At 56.7% G+C, this 14,213-nt stretch carries 23 protein-coding genes; all 23 read right to left on the bottom strand.

Annotated features, from left to right (window positions below; all coding sequences use genetic code 11):
- Window positions 1-29 precede the first annotated feature (29 nt).
- Complete coding sequence (locus DKB71_RS36975; protein ID WP_408601580.1) at window positions 30-1,280, bottom strand: hypothetical protein; 1,251 nt, start codon at window positions 1,278-1,280, stop codon at window positions 30-32.
- Between the two features lie 115 nt (window positions 1,281-1,395).
- The gene (locus DKB71_RS36970) at window positions 1,396-1,620 is read right to left on the bottom strand and encodes a hypothetical protein (RefSeq protein WP_408601579.1); all 225 of its coding nucleotides are present in this window, start codon (window positions 1,618-1,620) and stop codon (window positions 1,396-1,398) included.
- A 120-nt stretch (window positions 1,621-1,740) separates the two neighbouring features.
- Window positions 1,741-2,226, bottom strand: coding sequence for an RNase H1/viroplasmin domain-containing protein (locus DKB71_RS36965; protein ID WP_408601578.1), 486 nt, complete (start codon window positions 2,224-2,226; stop codon window positions 1,741-1,743).
- A gap of 21 nt (window positions 2,227-2,247) precedes the next feature.
- Entirely contained in the window at window positions 2,248-2,592 is a 345-nt protein-coding gene (locus DKB71_RS36960) for a hypothetical protein (RefSeq protein ID WP_408601577.1), read from the bottom strand.
- A 92-nt stretch (window positions 2,593-2,684) separates the two neighbouring features.
- Window positions 2,685-2,924: a hypothetical protein gene (locus DKB71_RS36955; RefSeq protein ID WP_408601576.1), complete on the bottom strand. Its 240-nt coding sequence runs from the start codon at window positions 2,922-2,924 to the stop codon at window positions 2,685-2,687.
- 48 nt (window positions 2,925-2,972) lie between these two features.
- Complete coding sequence (locus DKB71_RS36950; protein WP_408601575.1) at window positions 2,973-3,638, bottom strand: hypothetical protein; 666 nt, start codon at window positions 3,636-3,638, stop codon at window positions 2,973-2,975.
- On the bottom strand, window positions 3,631-3,843 hold the full coding sequence (locus DKB71_RS36945) for a hypothetical protein (protein WP_408601574.1): 213 nt from the start codon (window positions 3,841-3,843) through the stop codon (window positions 3,631-3,633). The genes DKB71_RS36950 and DKB71_RS36945 overlap by 8 nt, the downstream gene beginning before the upstream one ends.
- The gene (locus tag DKB71_RS36940) at window positions 3,840-4,589 is read right to left on the bottom strand and encodes a hypothetical protein (protein WP_408601573.1); all 750 of its coding nucleotides are present in this window, start codon (window positions 4,587-4,589) and stop codon (window positions 3,840-3,842) included. Before DKB71_RS36940 ends, DKB71_RS36945 begins: the two co-directional genes overlap by 4 nt.
- The gene (locus tag DKB71_RS36935; RefSeq protein WP_408601572.1) at window positions 4,589-5,083 is read right to left on the bottom strand and encodes a DUF1643 domain-containing protein; all 495 of its coding nucleotides are present in this window, start codon (window positions 5,081-5,083) and stop codon (window positions 4,589-4,591) included. The genes DKB71_RS36940 and DKB71_RS36935 overlap by 1 nt, the downstream gene beginning before the upstream one ends.
- A complete protein-coding gene (locus tag DKB71_RS36930) occupies window positions 5,080-5,541 on the bottom strand; it encodes a hypothetical protein (protein WP_408601571.1) in 462 nt (153 codons plus the stop codon). Before DKB71_RS36930 ends, DKB71_RS36935 begins: the two co-directional genes overlap by 4 nt.
- A gap of 227 nt (window positions 5,542-5,768) precedes the next feature.
- Window positions 5,769-6,062, bottom strand: a complete 294-nt coding sequence (locus DKB71_RS36925) for a type II toxin-antitoxin system RelB/DinJ family antitoxin (protein WP_408601570.1) — start codon at window positions 6,060-6,062, stop codon at window positions 5,769-5,771.
- A 110-nt stretch (window positions 6,063-6,172) separates the two neighbouring features.
- Complete coding sequence (locus tag DKB71_RS36920) at window positions 6,173-6,919, bottom strand: hypothetical protein (RefSeq protein ID WP_408601569.1); 747 nt, start codon at window positions 6,917-6,919, stop codon at window positions 6,173-6,175.
- Window positions 6,912-7,940: a hypothetical protein gene (locus DKB71_RS36915; RefSeq protein WP_408601568.1), complete on the bottom strand. Its 1,029-nt coding sequence runs from the start codon at window positions 7,938-7,940 to the stop codon at window positions 6,912-6,914. The genes DKB71_RS36920 and DKB71_RS36915 overlap by 8 nt, the downstream gene beginning before the upstream one ends.
- 3 nt (window positions 7,941-7,943) lie before the next feature.
- Entirely contained in the window at window positions 7,944-8,729 is a 786-nt protein-coding gene (locus DKB71_RS36910) for a hypothetical protein (protein ID WP_408601567.1), read from the bottom strand.
- A complete protein-coding gene (locus DKB71_RS36905; protein ID WP_408601566.1) occupies window positions 8,726-8,893 on the bottom strand; it encodes a hypothetical protein in 168 nt (55 codons plus the stop codon). The genes DKB71_RS36910 and DKB71_RS36905 overlap by 4 nt, the downstream gene beginning before the upstream one ends.
- Window positions 8,890-9,762 (bottom strand): hypothetical protein, encoded by an 873-nt coding sequence (locus tag DKB71_RS36900; protein WP_408601565.1) that lies wholly within the window; start codon window positions 9,760-9,762, stop codon window positions 8,890-8,892. Before DKB71_RS36900 ends, DKB71_RS36905 begins: the two co-directional genes overlap by 4 nt.
- A complete protein-coding gene (locus DKB71_RS36895; RefSeq protein WP_408601564.1) occupies window positions 9,752-10,783 on the bottom strand; it encodes a hypothetical protein in 1,032 nt (343 codons plus the stop codon). Before DKB71_RS36895 ends, DKB71_RS36900 begins: the two co-directional genes overlap by 11 nt.
- Entirely contained in the window at window positions 10,776-11,993 is a 1,218-nt protein-coding gene (locus DKB71_RS36890) for a hypothetical protein (protein WP_408601563.1), read from the bottom strand. The genes DKB71_RS36895 and DKB71_RS36890 overlap by 8 nt, the downstream gene beginning before the upstream one ends.
- Entirely contained in the window at window positions 11,977-12,240 is a 264-nt protein-coding gene (locus tag DKB71_RS36885; RefSeq protein WP_408601561.1) for a hypothetical protein, read from the bottom strand. The genes DKB71_RS36890 and DKB71_RS36885 overlap by 17 nt, the downstream gene beginning before the upstream one ends.
- 59 nt (window positions 12,241-12,299) lie before the next feature.
- Complete coding sequence (locus DKB71_RS36880; RefSeq protein WP_408601560.1) at window positions 12,300-12,809, bottom strand: hypothetical protein; 510 nt, start codon at window positions 12,807-12,809, stop codon at window positions 12,300-12,302.
- A gap of 42 nt (window positions 12,810-12,851) precedes the next feature.
- Window positions 12,852-13,208, bottom strand: coding sequence for a hypothetical protein (locus tag DKB71_RS36875; protein WP_408601559.1), 357 nt, complete (start codon window positions 13,206-13,208; stop codon window positions 12,852-12,854).
- Between the two features lie 11 nt (window positions 13,209-13,219).
- Window positions 13,220-13,399, bottom strand: a complete 180-nt coding sequence (locus tag DKB71_RS36870; protein ID WP_408601558.1) for a hypothetical protein — start codon at window positions 13,397-13,399, stop codon at window positions 13,220-13,222.
- A gap of 140 nt (window positions 13,400-13,539) precedes the next feature.
- A complete protein-coding gene (locus tag DKB71_RS36865) occupies window positions 13,540-13,794 on the bottom strand; it encodes a hypothetical protein (RefSeq protein WP_408601557.1) in 255 nt (84 codons plus the stop codon).
- Between the last annotated feature and the right edge of the window lie 419 nt (window positions 13,795-14,213).

Raw genomic sequence — 14,213 nt, 5'->3', positions numbered from 1 at the left:
TCAAGCTGGCCGGCAATAATCGTCCAATGTTACGGTGACGGAGCGTCTAGCCCGCGATTCTTGCTGCCGTAATCGACCCATTTCGGCTTGGAAACCCCCTCCAGCGCTTCGTCATCATCAGGCACAAACTCAGCCTCGGTAAGGCTGGCCAAGTTGAATGGAAACAGGCCGGCACGCGGTGCACTGTAGATATCCGGATCATGTATTTCAGCCCAATACACGCCGTCCAGGACGCCGGGAAACTTCGCCTGGGCCCATTCAATCACTGCGAATTCCACACCTATGATCTCGTGTCCCCTGAAGCCATGCTTGGACAACAGGCTTCGGGTACCGACAAAATTGAGTGATTCGGTCAGCGTCCTCCCGCCCTCCTCATCCTCATACAACTCCGCCTCCGCTTCAGCTCGAGAGAGGAAGTCACTGCTGAGGTGATCCTCCAACTCGTCGTCGTACCAGGTGACCTTAAAAATCGCCCTCTCTTCCAGCAGGCCCTGGGCAATACCCCAGTCAGAGATTTCCTGCTTTAGGGCCTTAGCAGCCTTGGTTTTCCCATGAAGGATCGAGTGCATATCCAGGAGCGTGGTGCTATCCGCCTTGGCGTGAAGCTGTTTGCCACCAAACCTGCAGATCTGTCGCCAAGCTTCCGGGCAGGCCGACATGGAGAACAGGTTTCCCTCATAGCTCGGGCCCCGCTCAAACTTCTGGGCGGCATCGAGGGATCCCCAGTGCCACAGGGCATCGACTTTGCGCGTTGGTAGTTTTGAAATGCCTGGCGTTGAAGCTTCCGGAGCGGGCTCGGCTGCCGGCATCAGCTCTTCCTCGATGAACTCGGCAATCAGCGAGAAATCCTCAAGCGCGACTTCTGCTGCTGATTCATCGCACCCGGAGATGAAATACACCTGCTCCACCTCCATTTGCCGTGCACTGCACTGCTGGCGCGTGATCCCGCTCCAGAACGCCACCGCCCCTTCTACGGTGTGCACGCCATTGGCATCGAGCAGCAGCTGGGCAGTGCTGTTGTACAAGGCGCTGTGCACCGGCATCCCCGCTTCATCGACAATGGCAAGCACCGTCTGCTGACTCAGCGCATCAGCCAGTCCGATAGTCAGGTCGTGGCACGAGCCATGCGCCAGCTCCATCACTGCTGACTCAATCGAGGCGTTTCTCTCGCTGTAGGCCTGGGAGAGTTTGGCGAAAGCCTCGGTGTCCTCGATTGGTCGCTCGAAGGCCGTCAGCTCGCCGGCCAGGAATTTTTGGGCGTAATCGATGCCAGGACTCATTGCGGACTTTCTCCAGGGTGCACAGGAAACGTCGGCGCAAGCTGTTACAAGCCATCTACCGACTATTCCCCATGTTACCGATGGAGAGTGACGCAGATCCACGACGCAACGCGGCTCAGTTCAGTCGAATGACCTTGCCACCGGTCAACTGACGATGCGACTCCAGGGCGCCAGCATCACTGCGCTTTGGATTGTCCGGCTGATAGTGCCGGGCCTTCTCGGGGTCATTCGTCCAGCAGAACGAATGTCCGTATCCCGTGGCGTAAGAGGATCCCCTGAGGAATTTCCCTGACTTTTTGATGGTGTATAGCGGCGCTTTTCTGTCCATCGCGTTCGACATGGCGGGCTCCACAGGTTCGTGCTCGATGAAATATGGCTTACCCGATCCAGAAATCAAGGCAAGCCGACAAACGTAACTCTCAGCCTCGCATTCGCGAGAAATCACGACTCCCCCGATGTCTCAACAAACCCAGCGCCCCTTAACAGGCCGGCACATCGGGACGTTATCCATCGAATACCCACCCTCCTCGAAGAAAATCACGTCATGACCTTCCAGGAATACGGTGTGCACCACGGGTGCGCCCTTCTGGGCATGCTCGTCCGACCAAAACTGGGCCAGCCCGCGCTCCTCCGCCACCTGCTCAGACACACCTTCGAAGAAGTTTGAGCCCAAAGAAACCATGGCTTCAGCGCCAGCGCCGGTGGGTTGCAGCATTACCATAACCGCATAACCGCGCCTTAGACGCTCGGCGACAGTCAGCTCGCGTTTGGGCGAGAGCGACGGCTTGGTCATCCACTTGTACCACTTCTCGGCATCAGGCCGGTTGGTAAAGCGCCGGTGGATCGCATTCGGGAAGCCGGTGACCTGTTCAGCAGCCCCGCCCCACCAGGATTCATAGATCCCGACTTCAAAGCCCTTCACTACCGCGTAAAACTTGTGTCCCATCATTCGTCCTTATCGGCGCCGTTACGCCGGCCTCGGCAGGGCCACGAGCGCCTTGTCGAGGTATTCGCAGGCATCCCACAGCTCCTGAGCCGGGATGTTGGAGCCTTGGCGGATCTGGCCGACGAGATTGAGTGCATTGGACACATTACCGCGAGCCGACAGAACCTGTGGATCAGGTGCGCGGGTGTTCCAGCGTTCAACCATCCTATTGAGCTCTTCCTCGCTCGGACGGCAGGATGAAGCACCATTTTCACCGAAGAAAATGCAGGTTTCGGCGTGATCACCGTCGATCCTGTAGGCACCGTAGCTCGATTTAACCTGCATGGCACATTGGCAGAACGGGCACGCCTTCAATTCTACTGACATCATTTTCTTCCTCAGGTCTTACCAAGTCTGGCAGAGAGTAAAAGCTGGGCTTCTGCTCCTTGATCAGACATCGTTTTATCAGGTCGGCCCGGCTACGCGTAATTCCCACAGCATACGGGCCTGCAGCGTTTTTTGAGCACGAACATAAGGCCATTTAGAATCCCGTAAGGTGGAATAACAAAGGCGATTACTGCTCTGCTGAAAGCCTTTTTCTCGTAATAGTCGCTGATACCTAGCAACCAACCCACGATAATGGCAACCACGGCAAGGGCGGCGCCGATGAGCAAGGCCATGCAGCCCAAAAACACCAACCAGATCTTTGCTTCTTCCATATCTCAGTCCTCAACCAGGCAGAACGGGCATGATTTCAATTCGGCCATTTACACATGCTCCGCAGGACGAACCCAGTCTGGCAGGGAGTAAAAGCCTGGCTTGTGCTCCTTTATCAGGCCTCGCTCTATCATCGCGTCAAGGCTACGCTTGATTTCATTCAGATCACGACCGCCCAGGCCATACCGTTGATGATCGGTCGTACCACCACCAATGAAGGTGTATCCGGTTTCGGTAATCCACTTCATCAGCGCCCGCTGAACCGTTCCAAGCCTTGGGCCATTACCAGGCGAGATATGCCTGACAGGGGGCGTCAGCCTCGCAATAGTCGCCCGCAGCTCGGTGTTTTCACGCTGGAGACGCAGAACATCCTCAGCGACGGTGTCCGCGCCTTTCGATTCGGCTTCCAGCTCAACCCTGAGCTGCTGCATCTGAGCCTGGAGCTTGAGGAATTCCTTCAGGCGAATCAGCTTCTCAACATTTCCGTTAAATGTCGGGTCGCTCATCATCGCCGCAGTGCTTTCAGGCATATCGGCCTTACCGAGGGTCTCCCCGCTCGGGTAAAGCCAGGCAACGACTTCCGGATCAACGAGTTCACCAGGCTCTTTGAGCAAGCCCTGAATGGATTCCATGATCTGAGCATCTCCAGGCAACTCGAAATCACTGATAGCTCGCTGCGCCCACATCCGAGGTAGGCAGATCATCGTATTACTCATCGTCTTTTTCCTTATCCTTTGACAGAAATTCAGTTCCTTCGCGGCCACTGTGGGCGGCAGCCAAGAGCGTGCAGCGCCGGCAGCGTCCATGGCCACCATGATCATCCATGCCGTAGGCAGCGTTGTGCAGGTTGTCGTCGTCACAGGACGTACGCTCGTGCTCAGGAGCGATTGCGTCCACATAGGCGCTCGCGTATGTACTCATGACTGAACGCCTCGCAGAACCGATTTTGGATTGTCCAGCGAGCTATCCAGTTCGGCACCGGAGTCGATGTACTGGGTGTAGTCGCCGTGGTCAATCGAGATGGTCAACTTGTCGCCAGCGACTGCATGATGCAGCAGCATGTATCGACGTTCGAAAGTCTCCAGCTCTTTGAGCCTGCCGAAAGCGAGGTCGCCAGATGGTACCGGAGGCTGGTTTTCATGGATGGCCAACAAATCGGATGCGGACATGCCACTTGAAGGCAAGGAGGCTGCCCAATCAGCGGCCCGCATCTCTTTCACCGGCTTATAGGGTGGCTGGGCCTGGTCTGCTGGTGGCTTGGCATCAAGGGGCTGGCATTCCGTGGTGGATTCCTGAGAACCCTCCTGAGGATGGATGCTGTCGCCGAAAGCGGTGCATCGAGCAACACGCTCGGCCTCTTTCTCAGGGGTGACTTCGTGTTCGTACAGACGCTGGGCAGCCTCAACCACCAAGCGAGTCGATACCCCCGACTGGAAACGACCACCGCCAACCTTGGCCGGCTTAAGCAGTCTCGGCCATGGGCAATCCTCCAGATCTATCTCTGCCTCTGGGGTTTGTAGATATTTGATCAGTCTCTTGGATTTGACCTCGTATCCACGCGCCAGCATGCGACCCTCTGCGCTGGCAGGTTGTATTTTAGCCAGAGAAACAAACCCCAGGGCCATTGCTTCAACGTACTCTCGAGGTAATTTGGTGATTTCGTTCATCATGAAGCCCATGGAATCAATGGAGTGGCGTAACCAAGCATCTGCGGATGCAATGGGTCACCGGATTTAGTGGTGCCGAAGTGCAATACAGGTTTGCCGGACGCCAGCAGCACCTGCATCAACTCGCTCGTAGCATGGCGCTTGGCACGCGGGATTTTCGCGCTATTCCCCCAACAAGGCACCAGGATGTCAGCCTCGGCGATTATCTGATGAATATGCGCCCAATGGACAGCCTCACAATCCCCGGAATCATTAACCAATTCGCGGACATCAGTCGCCCGGTAGCTGAAGAGATTACCAACGATAAATTTGTGTCCATTGTTTCGCTGGGTAAAGCCACGCCATTTGCGTACGGTGGGATCGTCCCTGCTGGCATCAGCCGTCGAAGGATTCACTCCGAAGTAGGCAAATACTTTGCTTCCAGGGAATGGATCGCAACATTCACGATCCAGGCGGTGCCGGTAAAGCCCGCAGGGGCTAATTATGGCGCTCATGAGGGATCCCCAGACAACTCACGACGGCGCATCGGCATGTGAAAGCCGGAGTTGAAGACGGCGCCAAGCCACGAGCTTTTTGGCCCGTTAACGCTCCAAACCTGAGCATCCTGATGAAGAAACTCGTCTTCTGCACCCACCAGTTCACCATCCCTCAGTAGCCGGTATTGGCCAGTCGGTGAGGATCTCAACGCGAGATCTCGCTCCTCTACGAGCTCAGCGATGCGAGCCTCCAGGTCGTTGATCCGATCCACGTTGATCTGCAGGGCACCGTTCAAACGCGCCACTTCAGCCGCTGAAAGCGCTTTGCCGGCCTCGAACGCGTTGTCCGCGAACATCCACTTGTCCTCGCGCAGCACAGCCTGCCGGCCATCCTCCAGGGACAGGAACCACTCGTTTAACGTCGACACAGTAGGCGGTTCGGAATGCTCCGAAGGTTCTACTGGCTCATTGATCATCCGAAGATCATGTCGCAACTGAATCACTCGCTGGCGCGTAATACTGGAACAGCCTCCGCATTGGGTTTCACCCATCGGCAAGCAGTTCCCGCACGCGCACTTCGGTTGAGCCGCACTGTTGGCTTGCTTTACCCGGCGCTTGGCGTTGCATTCTCTGCAAAGCTTGCCGACGCGACCGCCCCCGCTCGGCCTGCAGGCCTCGTTTGGACAGTTGTTTGCACACTTTCTCATGACTGACTCCCCTGCCCGCTGATACCAAGCGCCCTGTACAAATCCTGTGGTGAGTCGTAAGAGGTCGTTGGCATCTCGCAGTTATCAATTGCCTCCATGACTGCCAAAGTCCTGGCATTCGGCTGCATCACACCTTCCAGGCTGAAAGGGATTTTCTGCTGAATCACGAGTTGGCGAATCATCATGATGATCGCGTGAGACATCGTGAAGCCATAGCTCGCTAGGACAGCTTCGGCCTGTTCCTTCAGTTCATCGTCAATACGTGCGCGTACGGTTGCAGTCTTTGCCATGGTGCTGATCTCGACATGTGTAGCCACATTGTGGCATCTATTGAGCCACAATATCACAGCCTCGACAGCACTTATATGCATTAAATTGACAGCATTGTCCGGTAGGTGTCTTATCCTTCGACGAATTCGTCAATTCTTGCCTGATGTCCGTCGTCAACTTCGTTCCTCAGCTCGCTCATCAGCTCCTCAGCCCCGCCAATCCAATCACGGGCGCTCTCAAGATCCTTTTCTGCGGTATCCGCTCGAAGGGTTTCTTCAGCCAGCAAGGCACGCAGACTCGCAATTTCAGCCAGCTGGGCCTCGTCGCCGTTGATCACGTCGCCATAGAGCTTGCTGATTGAACGCGCCGAGAGCTTGGCGATGTTCCCCCGGAGCATGTTTACCAGCACCACCTCAGGATCCTGTAGGGCATCAACTTGTGCACGAAGCCCCTCCAGGTCGCGGCGAAGATCAATACTTGCCTCACCATGAGTCAGGCTCAAGGCAGCCGAGAACGCCTCCCATGCCTTCTGGACGTCGTCGCGAGCGTAATCACCGCGCTTGTCGAATGCGAATAAGTCCGGGATCTCAGACAGAGGCTCGACTTTGCCGGTGGCGCCGTTGTACCACTGACGCCCATGGGTCTGGGTGCTGCGGTACCAGGTCTTGAACAGCTCCGGCGCATCGGCAGCGGGTTTACCCATCGACCAGGCTTCCAGGGCTTCTTGCAGCGGGCCGACTTCGTAGCAGGTGTCGGAATCCATGCTGTTCAGCAGTTCAGTCGCCGCTTTGGCCACCGAGCCACCAAGGCTCAGCTCCAGGTGCGACATCGCTGGCGCCGGTACGGAAAGAAAGTGATGCGGGAACTGATTAATCATGAACTTTACCTTCTGCCTTGGCCAGCATGACGGCCACGGCCTTATCTGCTAATTTGTTGAACCACCGGACGCCAAGCTCTTCAGTGCCGGCGTCGTGCATCGTCCATAGCTCCAGGCCAATGTGGGCGTTGTTACCGTGGGGATTCCCGTAGAAGTCGAAATCAGAGGTAAGCCCAGATGAACCCAAGGCCCGGAGCCTGGCGCAACCGATCACCGCCCGCCAGCGCAACGCGTCCGGCTCGAAGTCCGCGCCAGCAGAGGCTCTCATAGCAGCCACCAGACGACGAACGCCCGAAAGACGAACCAATGGCTCGACGTCCGAAACCTCAGTCACTCCGGAGCTTGGGATGTTTGACAAGCCCAAGGCGCAATCATGACCGAATTTAAGGGCTCTAGGCCCCTCAGTGCTGAGATGTGAGATCTTCTGACCATTCTCGACCAGGAACACCCCGTGGCCGACCACTTCCAGACTCGACAGGCTGGCAAGCTCCTCCTCAGTCATCGACCGGGATCGAATGGATCGCTCATCCTCAAGCTCGGATCGCAGGGAGGCAATCTCTGCCACCAGCGGAGCTACATGTTCACGGTGATCCGAGAGGCGCACCACCGCGATGACATCGGGGCCTGTTTCACCGTCATCGTGACACTTGCGAACAATTTCCTCACTGCTGTTGCCGAGCCATACGCCGCCTCCATTGGACAGCAGTTCGTGCACATGCAGAAACACCTCAGGCTCAGTGCCGTCACCTTGCAAAGTGCAGATATTCTGAAGCGTGTTAAGGCTTTTGACCTTCTCGAGGCAAGCATTCCAGCCCCGAGCAAAGAACTCACCCTCAGTGTCTTCGGTACTGGCGTAACGATAAGCCGGCACCCGAACGCTCGTCACCCTGCGCTCGCTCCAACAGGAGAGATGCTTTCTCAGCTCGATTCTATTCTCGCTTTCTTCGGCAAGATCCCCCATCAGCCGCTTGGCCAACTCAACCGGAAAGGACATGTATTCAATTTGGGTGTTCTGCTCCATGTCCTATTCCCCCTGGGCTGGCGCGGGTTGCTGGGCGCGGTGTATCGACTGGGCCGCATCGAGTGCGTCTTTCACTGTGAAATCCAGGCGCTCGTTGTTGGTCGCAAAGTCGCTTTCAACGCCATCCGGATCGAACAGCTCGACGGTGCCGGCGCCCAGCTCAACGCAAAGGCGTATCTCCCAACCATTCGGGAGAGCGCCAGCAGCCTCTTCGACCGCAGCGTAGAGTGGCGGCACGCTTTCCAGCTCTGCAATGCGGCGCTTGAGCTTAACTACCTCTTCTGCGCTTTGCTGGCGCAGGAGATCGATCTCAGACAAGTCGATGCCAGGGCTTAATTCCAGGATCACGTCATGTAGGCGCCCATGGGCCCCCTGTATGCTCTTAAGGTGCCAAGCCGCCATCTTCGCCACGCTGGCGATATTCGCGGTTGTGTAGTTTCCAAGGAGATCAAAATCCTTGTCGGGCCGGCGCTTATGGCTCGTGTCCTCCAGGAACCTCATCAACTCTTGGAGCGTGCAAGCGACTTCAACCAGGCTTTCCGCCATATCAGGCTTAGGATCCGCCACCCCACCAGTGGGAGCGACCTGCTCCGGCTTTGTCTGCACGTCAGAACTTGGCAGCGCCCCTAGGATGGCTGTGCTCTTGGTGTGAGAGTCAGCGATTACACGCAGCGCACGCAGGGCGTCAGAACGCGCCATCGACTGCGGATAGCCATTCAGAACAGCTTTCACCAGGTCGATTTCATCAGAAACGTCCTGGGCTTTCTTGATCTGCTCTTCAACGCTCATCGCTTAACCTTCCTGGCGTTACCCAAATTTTTGTAGTGCTCGGTTTTCTTGCACAACCGGCAGGTGATCGACTCACGTACGGAGCCGTTCTCGGAAGCCCCCTGCATACCGCAGGCAACTTCAGTCTTGTAGGGCACACCTACATGCACGATGCGCTTGCTCATGAATGTTTACCTTCAGACACAACCGAGGCAGCGCCTGGCGCTGAAGTAACGACTCCCCCCGAACCAGCAGGATCGCCACGAAACGACAAACGACGGATCTCCTCAGACACAACAGCATTCGCCGATTGAATATCCGGAAGGAACCGGGCGGCAATTTGGGCCACGCTCGCGATATTGGCAGCCACATACCTGCCACTTGGATTGCGATTCAGGGTCTCCCGGCGCTTAAGGCTGGTGTCCTCCAGAAAGGTCGCAACACGCTGTAAGGTCACCGCCACTTCAGCCAGCTTTGATTCCCCAGCAGGCTCGCAACCGGTAACCGCCACATCAGCTTTGGGAGCATCAGGGTTGGTTTCGTACTGGCGCAAACGCTCAGCCTGAGCAGCCACCAGGGCAAGAAGGCTGTCGCGCTCTTGCTCGACTATCCGAAGACGCTCAGCAGCGCTCTCGGCAATGTTCTTCAGGACATCCACTTCACTTGCATTGGACTGCTGATAAAGCTTCGTCCCGTGCGCAAGTGGGGGCCCGATGAGATCAACTGTGGTGTATTCGGCAGATGTGCCCTGATTCCAAACCTCGACCACACCCATGGGCTGACCGTCATACTGCGGCATCATCCCGGCCAAAGCCGTGGCCACGCCGTACTCATAGCCAACAGCGATTGGCGGCTGAGGCTGTGCACGGTTCCAATCCAGCAGGCCTTGCATCAGAGCCAGTGAATTATCCAGGCAGGCTTTCGGGGCCTCAGGGACGGCGCCCAAATAACCGGCCCAGGTTTCAATGGCCGAGCGGCGCGAGATGAAATCACTTCCCTTGATCATTGCTTCGGTTGGCTCAACCGGTACCAGCTTCCATTCCTTACGCATCATTGGACACCTTCATGGTGGTTACTGCGACCGGGTGACTATTCATTGGGCTCAGACCTTCACAAAGCTCCAGCACCCACTCCACCCATTCCTTACGCTGCACATACCAAGGCTCGTCAGCGCCTCCCCATCGAATTTCATGGTGACGACCGTGATTGATCGACCGAACGGCGCTGACCAGTTCGTCGACCTGGGCCCGCAAGGTGTGACGCTTCCTCATCAACCCTCGGTTCTGCAGCTTCAGGGTGCCGACCTGGAGGCGGAGCAACTCCATGGCATCCTCATTGGCGAAGAGCTTGGCGCCGACATGGGCTTCTTTGTTAACGTCCGAGCACCACTGAAGCGTGATCCCTTGGGCAACCCAGCCTTCTTTGTTGCCGAAGTCCACAACCCTGGCCACTGGCTGGGCGTTAACCTCGTGCATGTAGTTCGGCTCTGGATCGACAGCCAGAATGGTGAAGCTGTCACCCTCGCGCATCACCTCAGCGATAGTGCAGAAAAGTCGATTTCCGGCGTCATGATCGCCCGTCGAGATATCCAGACTGACCGTTTTGCCTTCGATCTTGCTGGCGAGATGCGCGATAAGAAGTTCGTTATCAGTAGGCTCACTGACTGCTACAACCGTTTTCGCTTCCTTGAGCGCTGCATCGATCTCCTCGGCAGCCGCCATCGCATCGGTTCGGCCATAGTCGTACAAGAAATGGGAGCTGGTTTCCAGCAGGTCTACAAACTTCGCGTTAAGAAGCTTCAGGGCGTCACGCTCGCCCTCAGCATCACGCACCAGACGAAGGCACTCACCCTCGTACTTTTCAAGCATGGCCACGCGGCTGCGCAGGCGGGCAAGCTCGGCATCAGGGCGCGTGAAAACTGCGATACGCTCCTGACCATTAGGGCTTGTACCACCCTCCCGCCAAGCCGTAGTCCACAGGGAATGACCACCTTGAAACTGATCGAGCTCGTATTGCTCGATGTAGGCGGCTGGCCGGTCGACGGTAGGTTCTACCTGAGCCGATTGATTACTCATGAATTGATACTCCATCAACCGGCAGCTTGGCAGCCTGGCAGTCTTTAACAAATCTCATAGACATGTCGTAGCGTGGGCCATTCATCTTCTCGAAGCTCAAGTAGTAGGCAACGAGCTTCTCGCCCCGCGCCACCAAGCCTTCCAGCGCTGCCATCTTGGCGGTCATTGCCTCAAACGAGTAGGCGCTACGGCGAAGCTCCCACTTACGCACAACACTCCAGCCAAAACCAGATGGCGCCGGCTGATCCGGGAACAACAGGGCAACATTGCCTGGCTGACCGTGGTACAGAATGGCGTCCGCTGGCGGTACCTTGCCCTGGACAATCACCTGGGCAGCGAGCTTGTCAAAATCAGTGGCCAACACATACTGGCCGGTGTCGGAGAGCTTTTTGTCGCCAAAACGGTCGAATTCGTAGCGCTTGACCGTGTTTTCAGGCTGGCCGGCGAACTCTGGCAATACAACGCCAACCCTGGCCATGGCGGCAGCGGCATCGCTGGACTTCAGGACGCTGGCGCTGGTCACCAGGGCTGCATCAATACGATCTGCCAATTCGTCATCGCAGTTGCCCACGACACCGCGAACCATCCCGACCGACTCGATCATCAGGCTGTTGAGCTGGCTGAGGCTCAGGCGAAGCATATCGGCGACACTTCGGTGGTGATTTCGTTGTAGCTGAATCGCACCGTGGAGGATCTTCCAGCTGTCTTGTTCACGGGCACTCTGGCGTTGAGCTGTGGCGGTACGGGATTGCCATACCTCCCAGCGTGCCGTGTGCATCTCTGCGGCCTTGTCGAAGTGCGCATCGCTACGGGTCGAGATGTAGCGGCTGTGCTTGTCCGAATACTCAACGTACTCATGAGGCGGGAATTCCCGCTCGAAAGCAGCTCGCTCGTGAAGATCAGTACCCTTCGGTAGCCTGGCATCAGCGGATAGGATCATCCCCGCTGGCAGATTTTCGATATCCCACTCCCCCAGCGACTCCAACCGGACGTGAACCGGCAGGCCATCGGTACCCAGCGGCCCGTGTACTACCTTGAACAGGCCGGAAGAAGGATTAGCCGCCTGGCCGGGGAACTTGGCTTCAGTGGACGCCGACGCCCTCACATTGACGTCTTGCAGGATCGTGGTTTTACCCATGCCGCCCATTGGTGCCGAGCTTGCAAAGTGAGAGCCAGGGTGGATGGGTGAGCCGTTATTTTCGTGCGGCATGGTCAGTCGCTTCCTTGTCGGGGGTTTGTGGAGGAGTAGTTTTGCTGAGTTGCTGTTTACGTCTTACGTGCTGAGATAGCAGGCCACCGGCCAGGAATCCAAAAAATGCGATCAGGAGCGACAGGTGATGGCTTGGTGGTGCACCGAAAACCCATTTAGAGAGTACATTCGCGGCGGCATTACAAAAAAATCCTCCGCCGATCATGACGCCGAGGTCATGGATGTCGAAAGCAAGTAGGGTTTTCAATTTGCCCGCCAAAGGCCACCGAGTCGTCAATTTTTGATCATCCTTTCTGCCGGTTGCTGTTAGATGTCGGCGTCGACAGCTTCACGAAGGGTTGGATATTTGCTCACCCAACGCTCGTCACCCATGAATTCGATTCCACCTGCAGAGTTCTGGTAGAACCAGACTTTCTCCATATGATCCATGCGCTTCTTTTCGACTTCCAGCTCAGCAACCTTAGCCTTCAACTCCGCAATCAGCCTGCGAGCATGCTTCGGGGCGTACTCAGGGTCATCGAGTAGCGTCAGCAGTGCGTCGTAATCACCGGCGTGCACAACATCGAGGTTGGACGGGCCGATGTACCCAGGGGCGCAAACGCGCATACGCTCCACGTTGTGGGGGTTTTGAGAAATCGGGTGGACTGGTGCAGCGTGAAGTGCTGCATTCCAGATGTCGTCGGCAATGCCCCCGCAGCAGCGAGCCGGGCCGGCAATGGCTTCAGCGATGCTGTCATCACAGTCCACGGGAACCAGTACCCAGCGCTCTTTCACGACTGGCTTGGTGGCGACTGGGGTTTGCTGCGAGGAATCCATGTCATTTTTCTCGTATTGTGGGGTGGATGGCGGCGAGCCGGTTTAGTTTTGCGGCTTCTTGGCCATGAACGCTGAAACTTCATAGATCGGGCCAGTCTTGATGATCGGGTTACCACCTTCGACGCTGATCACCTGCATCAGGAAAGCATTACCAGCGAACCAATACACCAAACACAGCGCCCAGACGCAGATCTTGATCTTACGGGTTTTCATGTAAGTGATTTGAGCTTCAGTGCACCAATACAGGAAGGTCAACACTGGCACCGTGAAGTACGCGGCGCCCCTGGCCTTGTCGAGGTAGATACAGACCAAGCCGGACAGTAGACAGATCGCAACTAGCACTGCTGTGAACGAGCGCGGCGGGACTCTGATTTGCCGCTTTTCTTCAGCGAAGGACATTTATGGGCTCCTTAAGCGCGTGGGGGACGAAGTTCTTTGCCAGTGCCGTTGCAGGCACCACAGGCCGGGCTGCCGTTGTGGTCGTAGTGACCAGAGCCATTGCAGGCAAGGCAAGCAACCGAAACAGCTTTCTTCTCAGGAACATTGTTCTTTTTGCCGAGCTGAATGGCCCGTCGCATGATCTTGTTCATTTTGCCTACCCACCCATGAAGGAGCCGGGGACTATCCAGCTCAGAATGAGTGCAATTGTATGCCTCTAGGCATTTATTGGCAAATGTTTTTGCTTGCGAAACGGCAGAAATATCAGGCTTTCGGCGCTGAATGTTCAGGTCTAATGTGGCGGAATGGGGATTTTGTGGAAGGTCTCGCACGGCAGGCCTGCGTCACGGCAGATGTGGCAGCAGAACCAGTCCTCGTAGCCATCCAGGGACTCTTCATCCCCAGTGTGTACGCACTCCCAGTGGCCTTTAAGGTCGTCGCTGCCGCAGTACATGCAGGCAGCTTCCTTAGCAGGGCCGGCAGCATGGAGGACTCCGGTACCGGCGCCATCCTCGGGCAATTTTACGCCTTCATTCTGATCGGGCATGGATCTGACTCACGTTGCTGATTCGATTTTTGGCGCTTCCTGCCAGTGCGTGGATTGCAACCGGCCATGGAATGCGCCACAGGGGCAGCGCTTGCCGTTTGGTAGCGACCAGACAAAGGCTCGCACAATCTCGAAGCAGAATGGGCATTCCAGGCCAATGCTGGTTCGCCCATTTTCCGAACTGCGCCAGGTTTCAACCCATCGACGCGATTCAATTTGCCGGGAGCCTGGAACGGTCGCAGCAAAGCGGACATCGGTGCCGGTTGGGCCTTTCTCTGGTTTTCGAGGTTCACCCCTGGGCAGCCGTTCAGGCGCTGTCTCAGACAGCTTTGCCGCAGTCGTGGCCGATTGAGGACGAGCGAAGATCGACTTTGGCACTGGTGCGCCCTTTGCGCAGTCCCAGTGTGCTTTGCGCAAGC

Origin of the sequence: Pseudomonas sp. PLMAX (assembly GCF_046042685.1) — a bacterium.
In the GTDB taxonomy this organism is placed as follows: Bacteria; Pseudomonadota; Gammaproteobacteria; order Pseudomonadales; family Pseudomonadaceae; genus Aquipseudomonas; species Aquipseudomonas putida_AE.
Note: the sequence above shows the minus strand (reverse complement) of the source record. Positions and strands in the feature narration are given on the sequence as shown.

Bases quoted from the DNA above. Each gene is read 5' to 3' on its own strand.
- DKB71_RS36945 (WP_408601574.1), bottom strand. From the start codon at position 3,843: ATGAGTACATACGCGAGCGCCTATGTGGACGCAATCGCTCCTGAGCAC.
- DKB71_RS36905 (WP_408601566.1), bottom strand. From the start codon at position 8,893: ATGAGCAAGCGCATCGTGCATGTAGGTGTGCCCTACAAGACTGAAGTT.
- DKB71_RS36965 (WP_408601578.1), bottom strand. From the start codon at position 2,226: ATGGGACACAAGTTTTACGCGGTAGTGAAGGGCTTTGAAGTCGGGATC.
- DKB71_RS36940 (WP_408601573.1), bottom strand. From the start codon at position 4,589: ATGAACGAAATCACCAAATTACCTCGAGAGTACGTTGAAGCAATGGCC.
- DKB71_RS36880 (WP_408601560.1), bottom strand. From the start codon at position 12,809: ATGGATTCCTCGCAGCAAACCCCAGTCGCCACCAAGCCAGTCGTGAAA.
- DKB71_RS36970 (WP_408601579.1), bottom strand. From the start codon at position 1,620: ATGTCGAACGCGATGGACAGAAAAGCGCCGCTATACACCATCAAAAAG.
- DKB71_RS36960 (WP_408601577.1), bottom strand. From the start codon at position 2,592: ATGTCAGTAGAATTGAAGGCGTGCCCGTTCTGCCAATGTGCCATGCAG.
- DKB71_RS36895 (WP_408601564.1), bottom strand. From the start codon at position 10,783: ATGAGTAATCAATCGGCTCAGGTAGAACCTACCGTCGACCGGCCAGCC.
- DKB71_RS36870 (WP_408601558.1), bottom strand. From the start codon at position 13,399: ATGAACAAGATCATGCGACGGGCCATTCAGCTCGGCAAAAAGAACAAT.
- DKB71_RS36915 (WP_408601568.1), bottom strand. From the start codon at position 7,940: ATGGAGCAGAACACCCAAATTGAATACATGTCCTTTCCGGTTGAGTTG.
- DKB71_RS36955 (WP_408601576.1), bottom strand. From the start codon at position 2,924: ATGGAAGAAGCAAAGATCTGGTTGGTGTTTTTGGGCTGCATGGCCTTG.
- DKB71_RS36890 (WP_408601563.1), bottom strand. From the start codon at position 11,993: ATGCCGCACGAAAATAACGGCTCACCCATCCACCCTGGCTCTCACTTT.
- DKB71_RS36875 (WP_408601559.1), bottom strand. From the start codon at position 13,208: ATGTCCTTCGCTGAAGAAAAGCGGCAAATCAGAGTCCCGCCGCGCTCG.
- DKB71_RS36925 (WP_408601570.1), bottom strand. From the start codon at position 6,062: ATGGCAAAGACTGCAACCGTACGCGCACGTATTGACGATGAACTGAAG.
- DKB71_RS36920 (WP_408601569.1), bottom strand. From the start codon at position 6,919: ATGATTAATCAGTTCCCGCATCACTTTCTTTCCGTACCGGCGCCAGCG.
- DKB71_RS36900 (WP_408601565.1), bottom strand. From the start codon at position 9,762: ATGATGCGTAAGGAATGGAAGCTGGTACCGGTTGAGCCAACCGAAGCA.
- DKB71_RS36975 (WP_408601580.1), bottom strand. From the start codon at position 1,280: ATGAGTCCTGGCATCGATTACGCCCAAAAATTCCTGGCCGGCGAGCTG.
- DKB71_RS36865 (WP_408601557.1), bottom strand. From the start codon at position 13,794: ATGCCCGATCAGAATGAAGGCGTAAAATTGCCCGAGGATGGCGCCGGT.
- DKB71_RS36910 (WP_408601567.1), bottom strand. From the start codon at position 8,729: ATGAGCGTTGAAGAGCAGATCAAGAAAGCCCAGGACGTTTCTGATGAA.
- DKB71_RS36930 (WP_408601571.1), bottom strand. From the start codon at position 5,541: ATGATCAATGAGCCAGTAGAACCTTCGGAGCATTCCGAACCGCCTACT.
- DKB71_RS36950 (WP_408601575.1), bottom strand. From the start codon at position 3,638: ATGAGTAATACGATGATCTGCCTACCTCGGATGTGGGCGCAGCGAGCT.
- DKB71_RS36935 (WP_408601572.1), bottom strand. From the start codon at position 5,083: ATGAGCGCCATAATTAGCCCCTGCGGGCTTTACCGGCACCGCCTGGAT.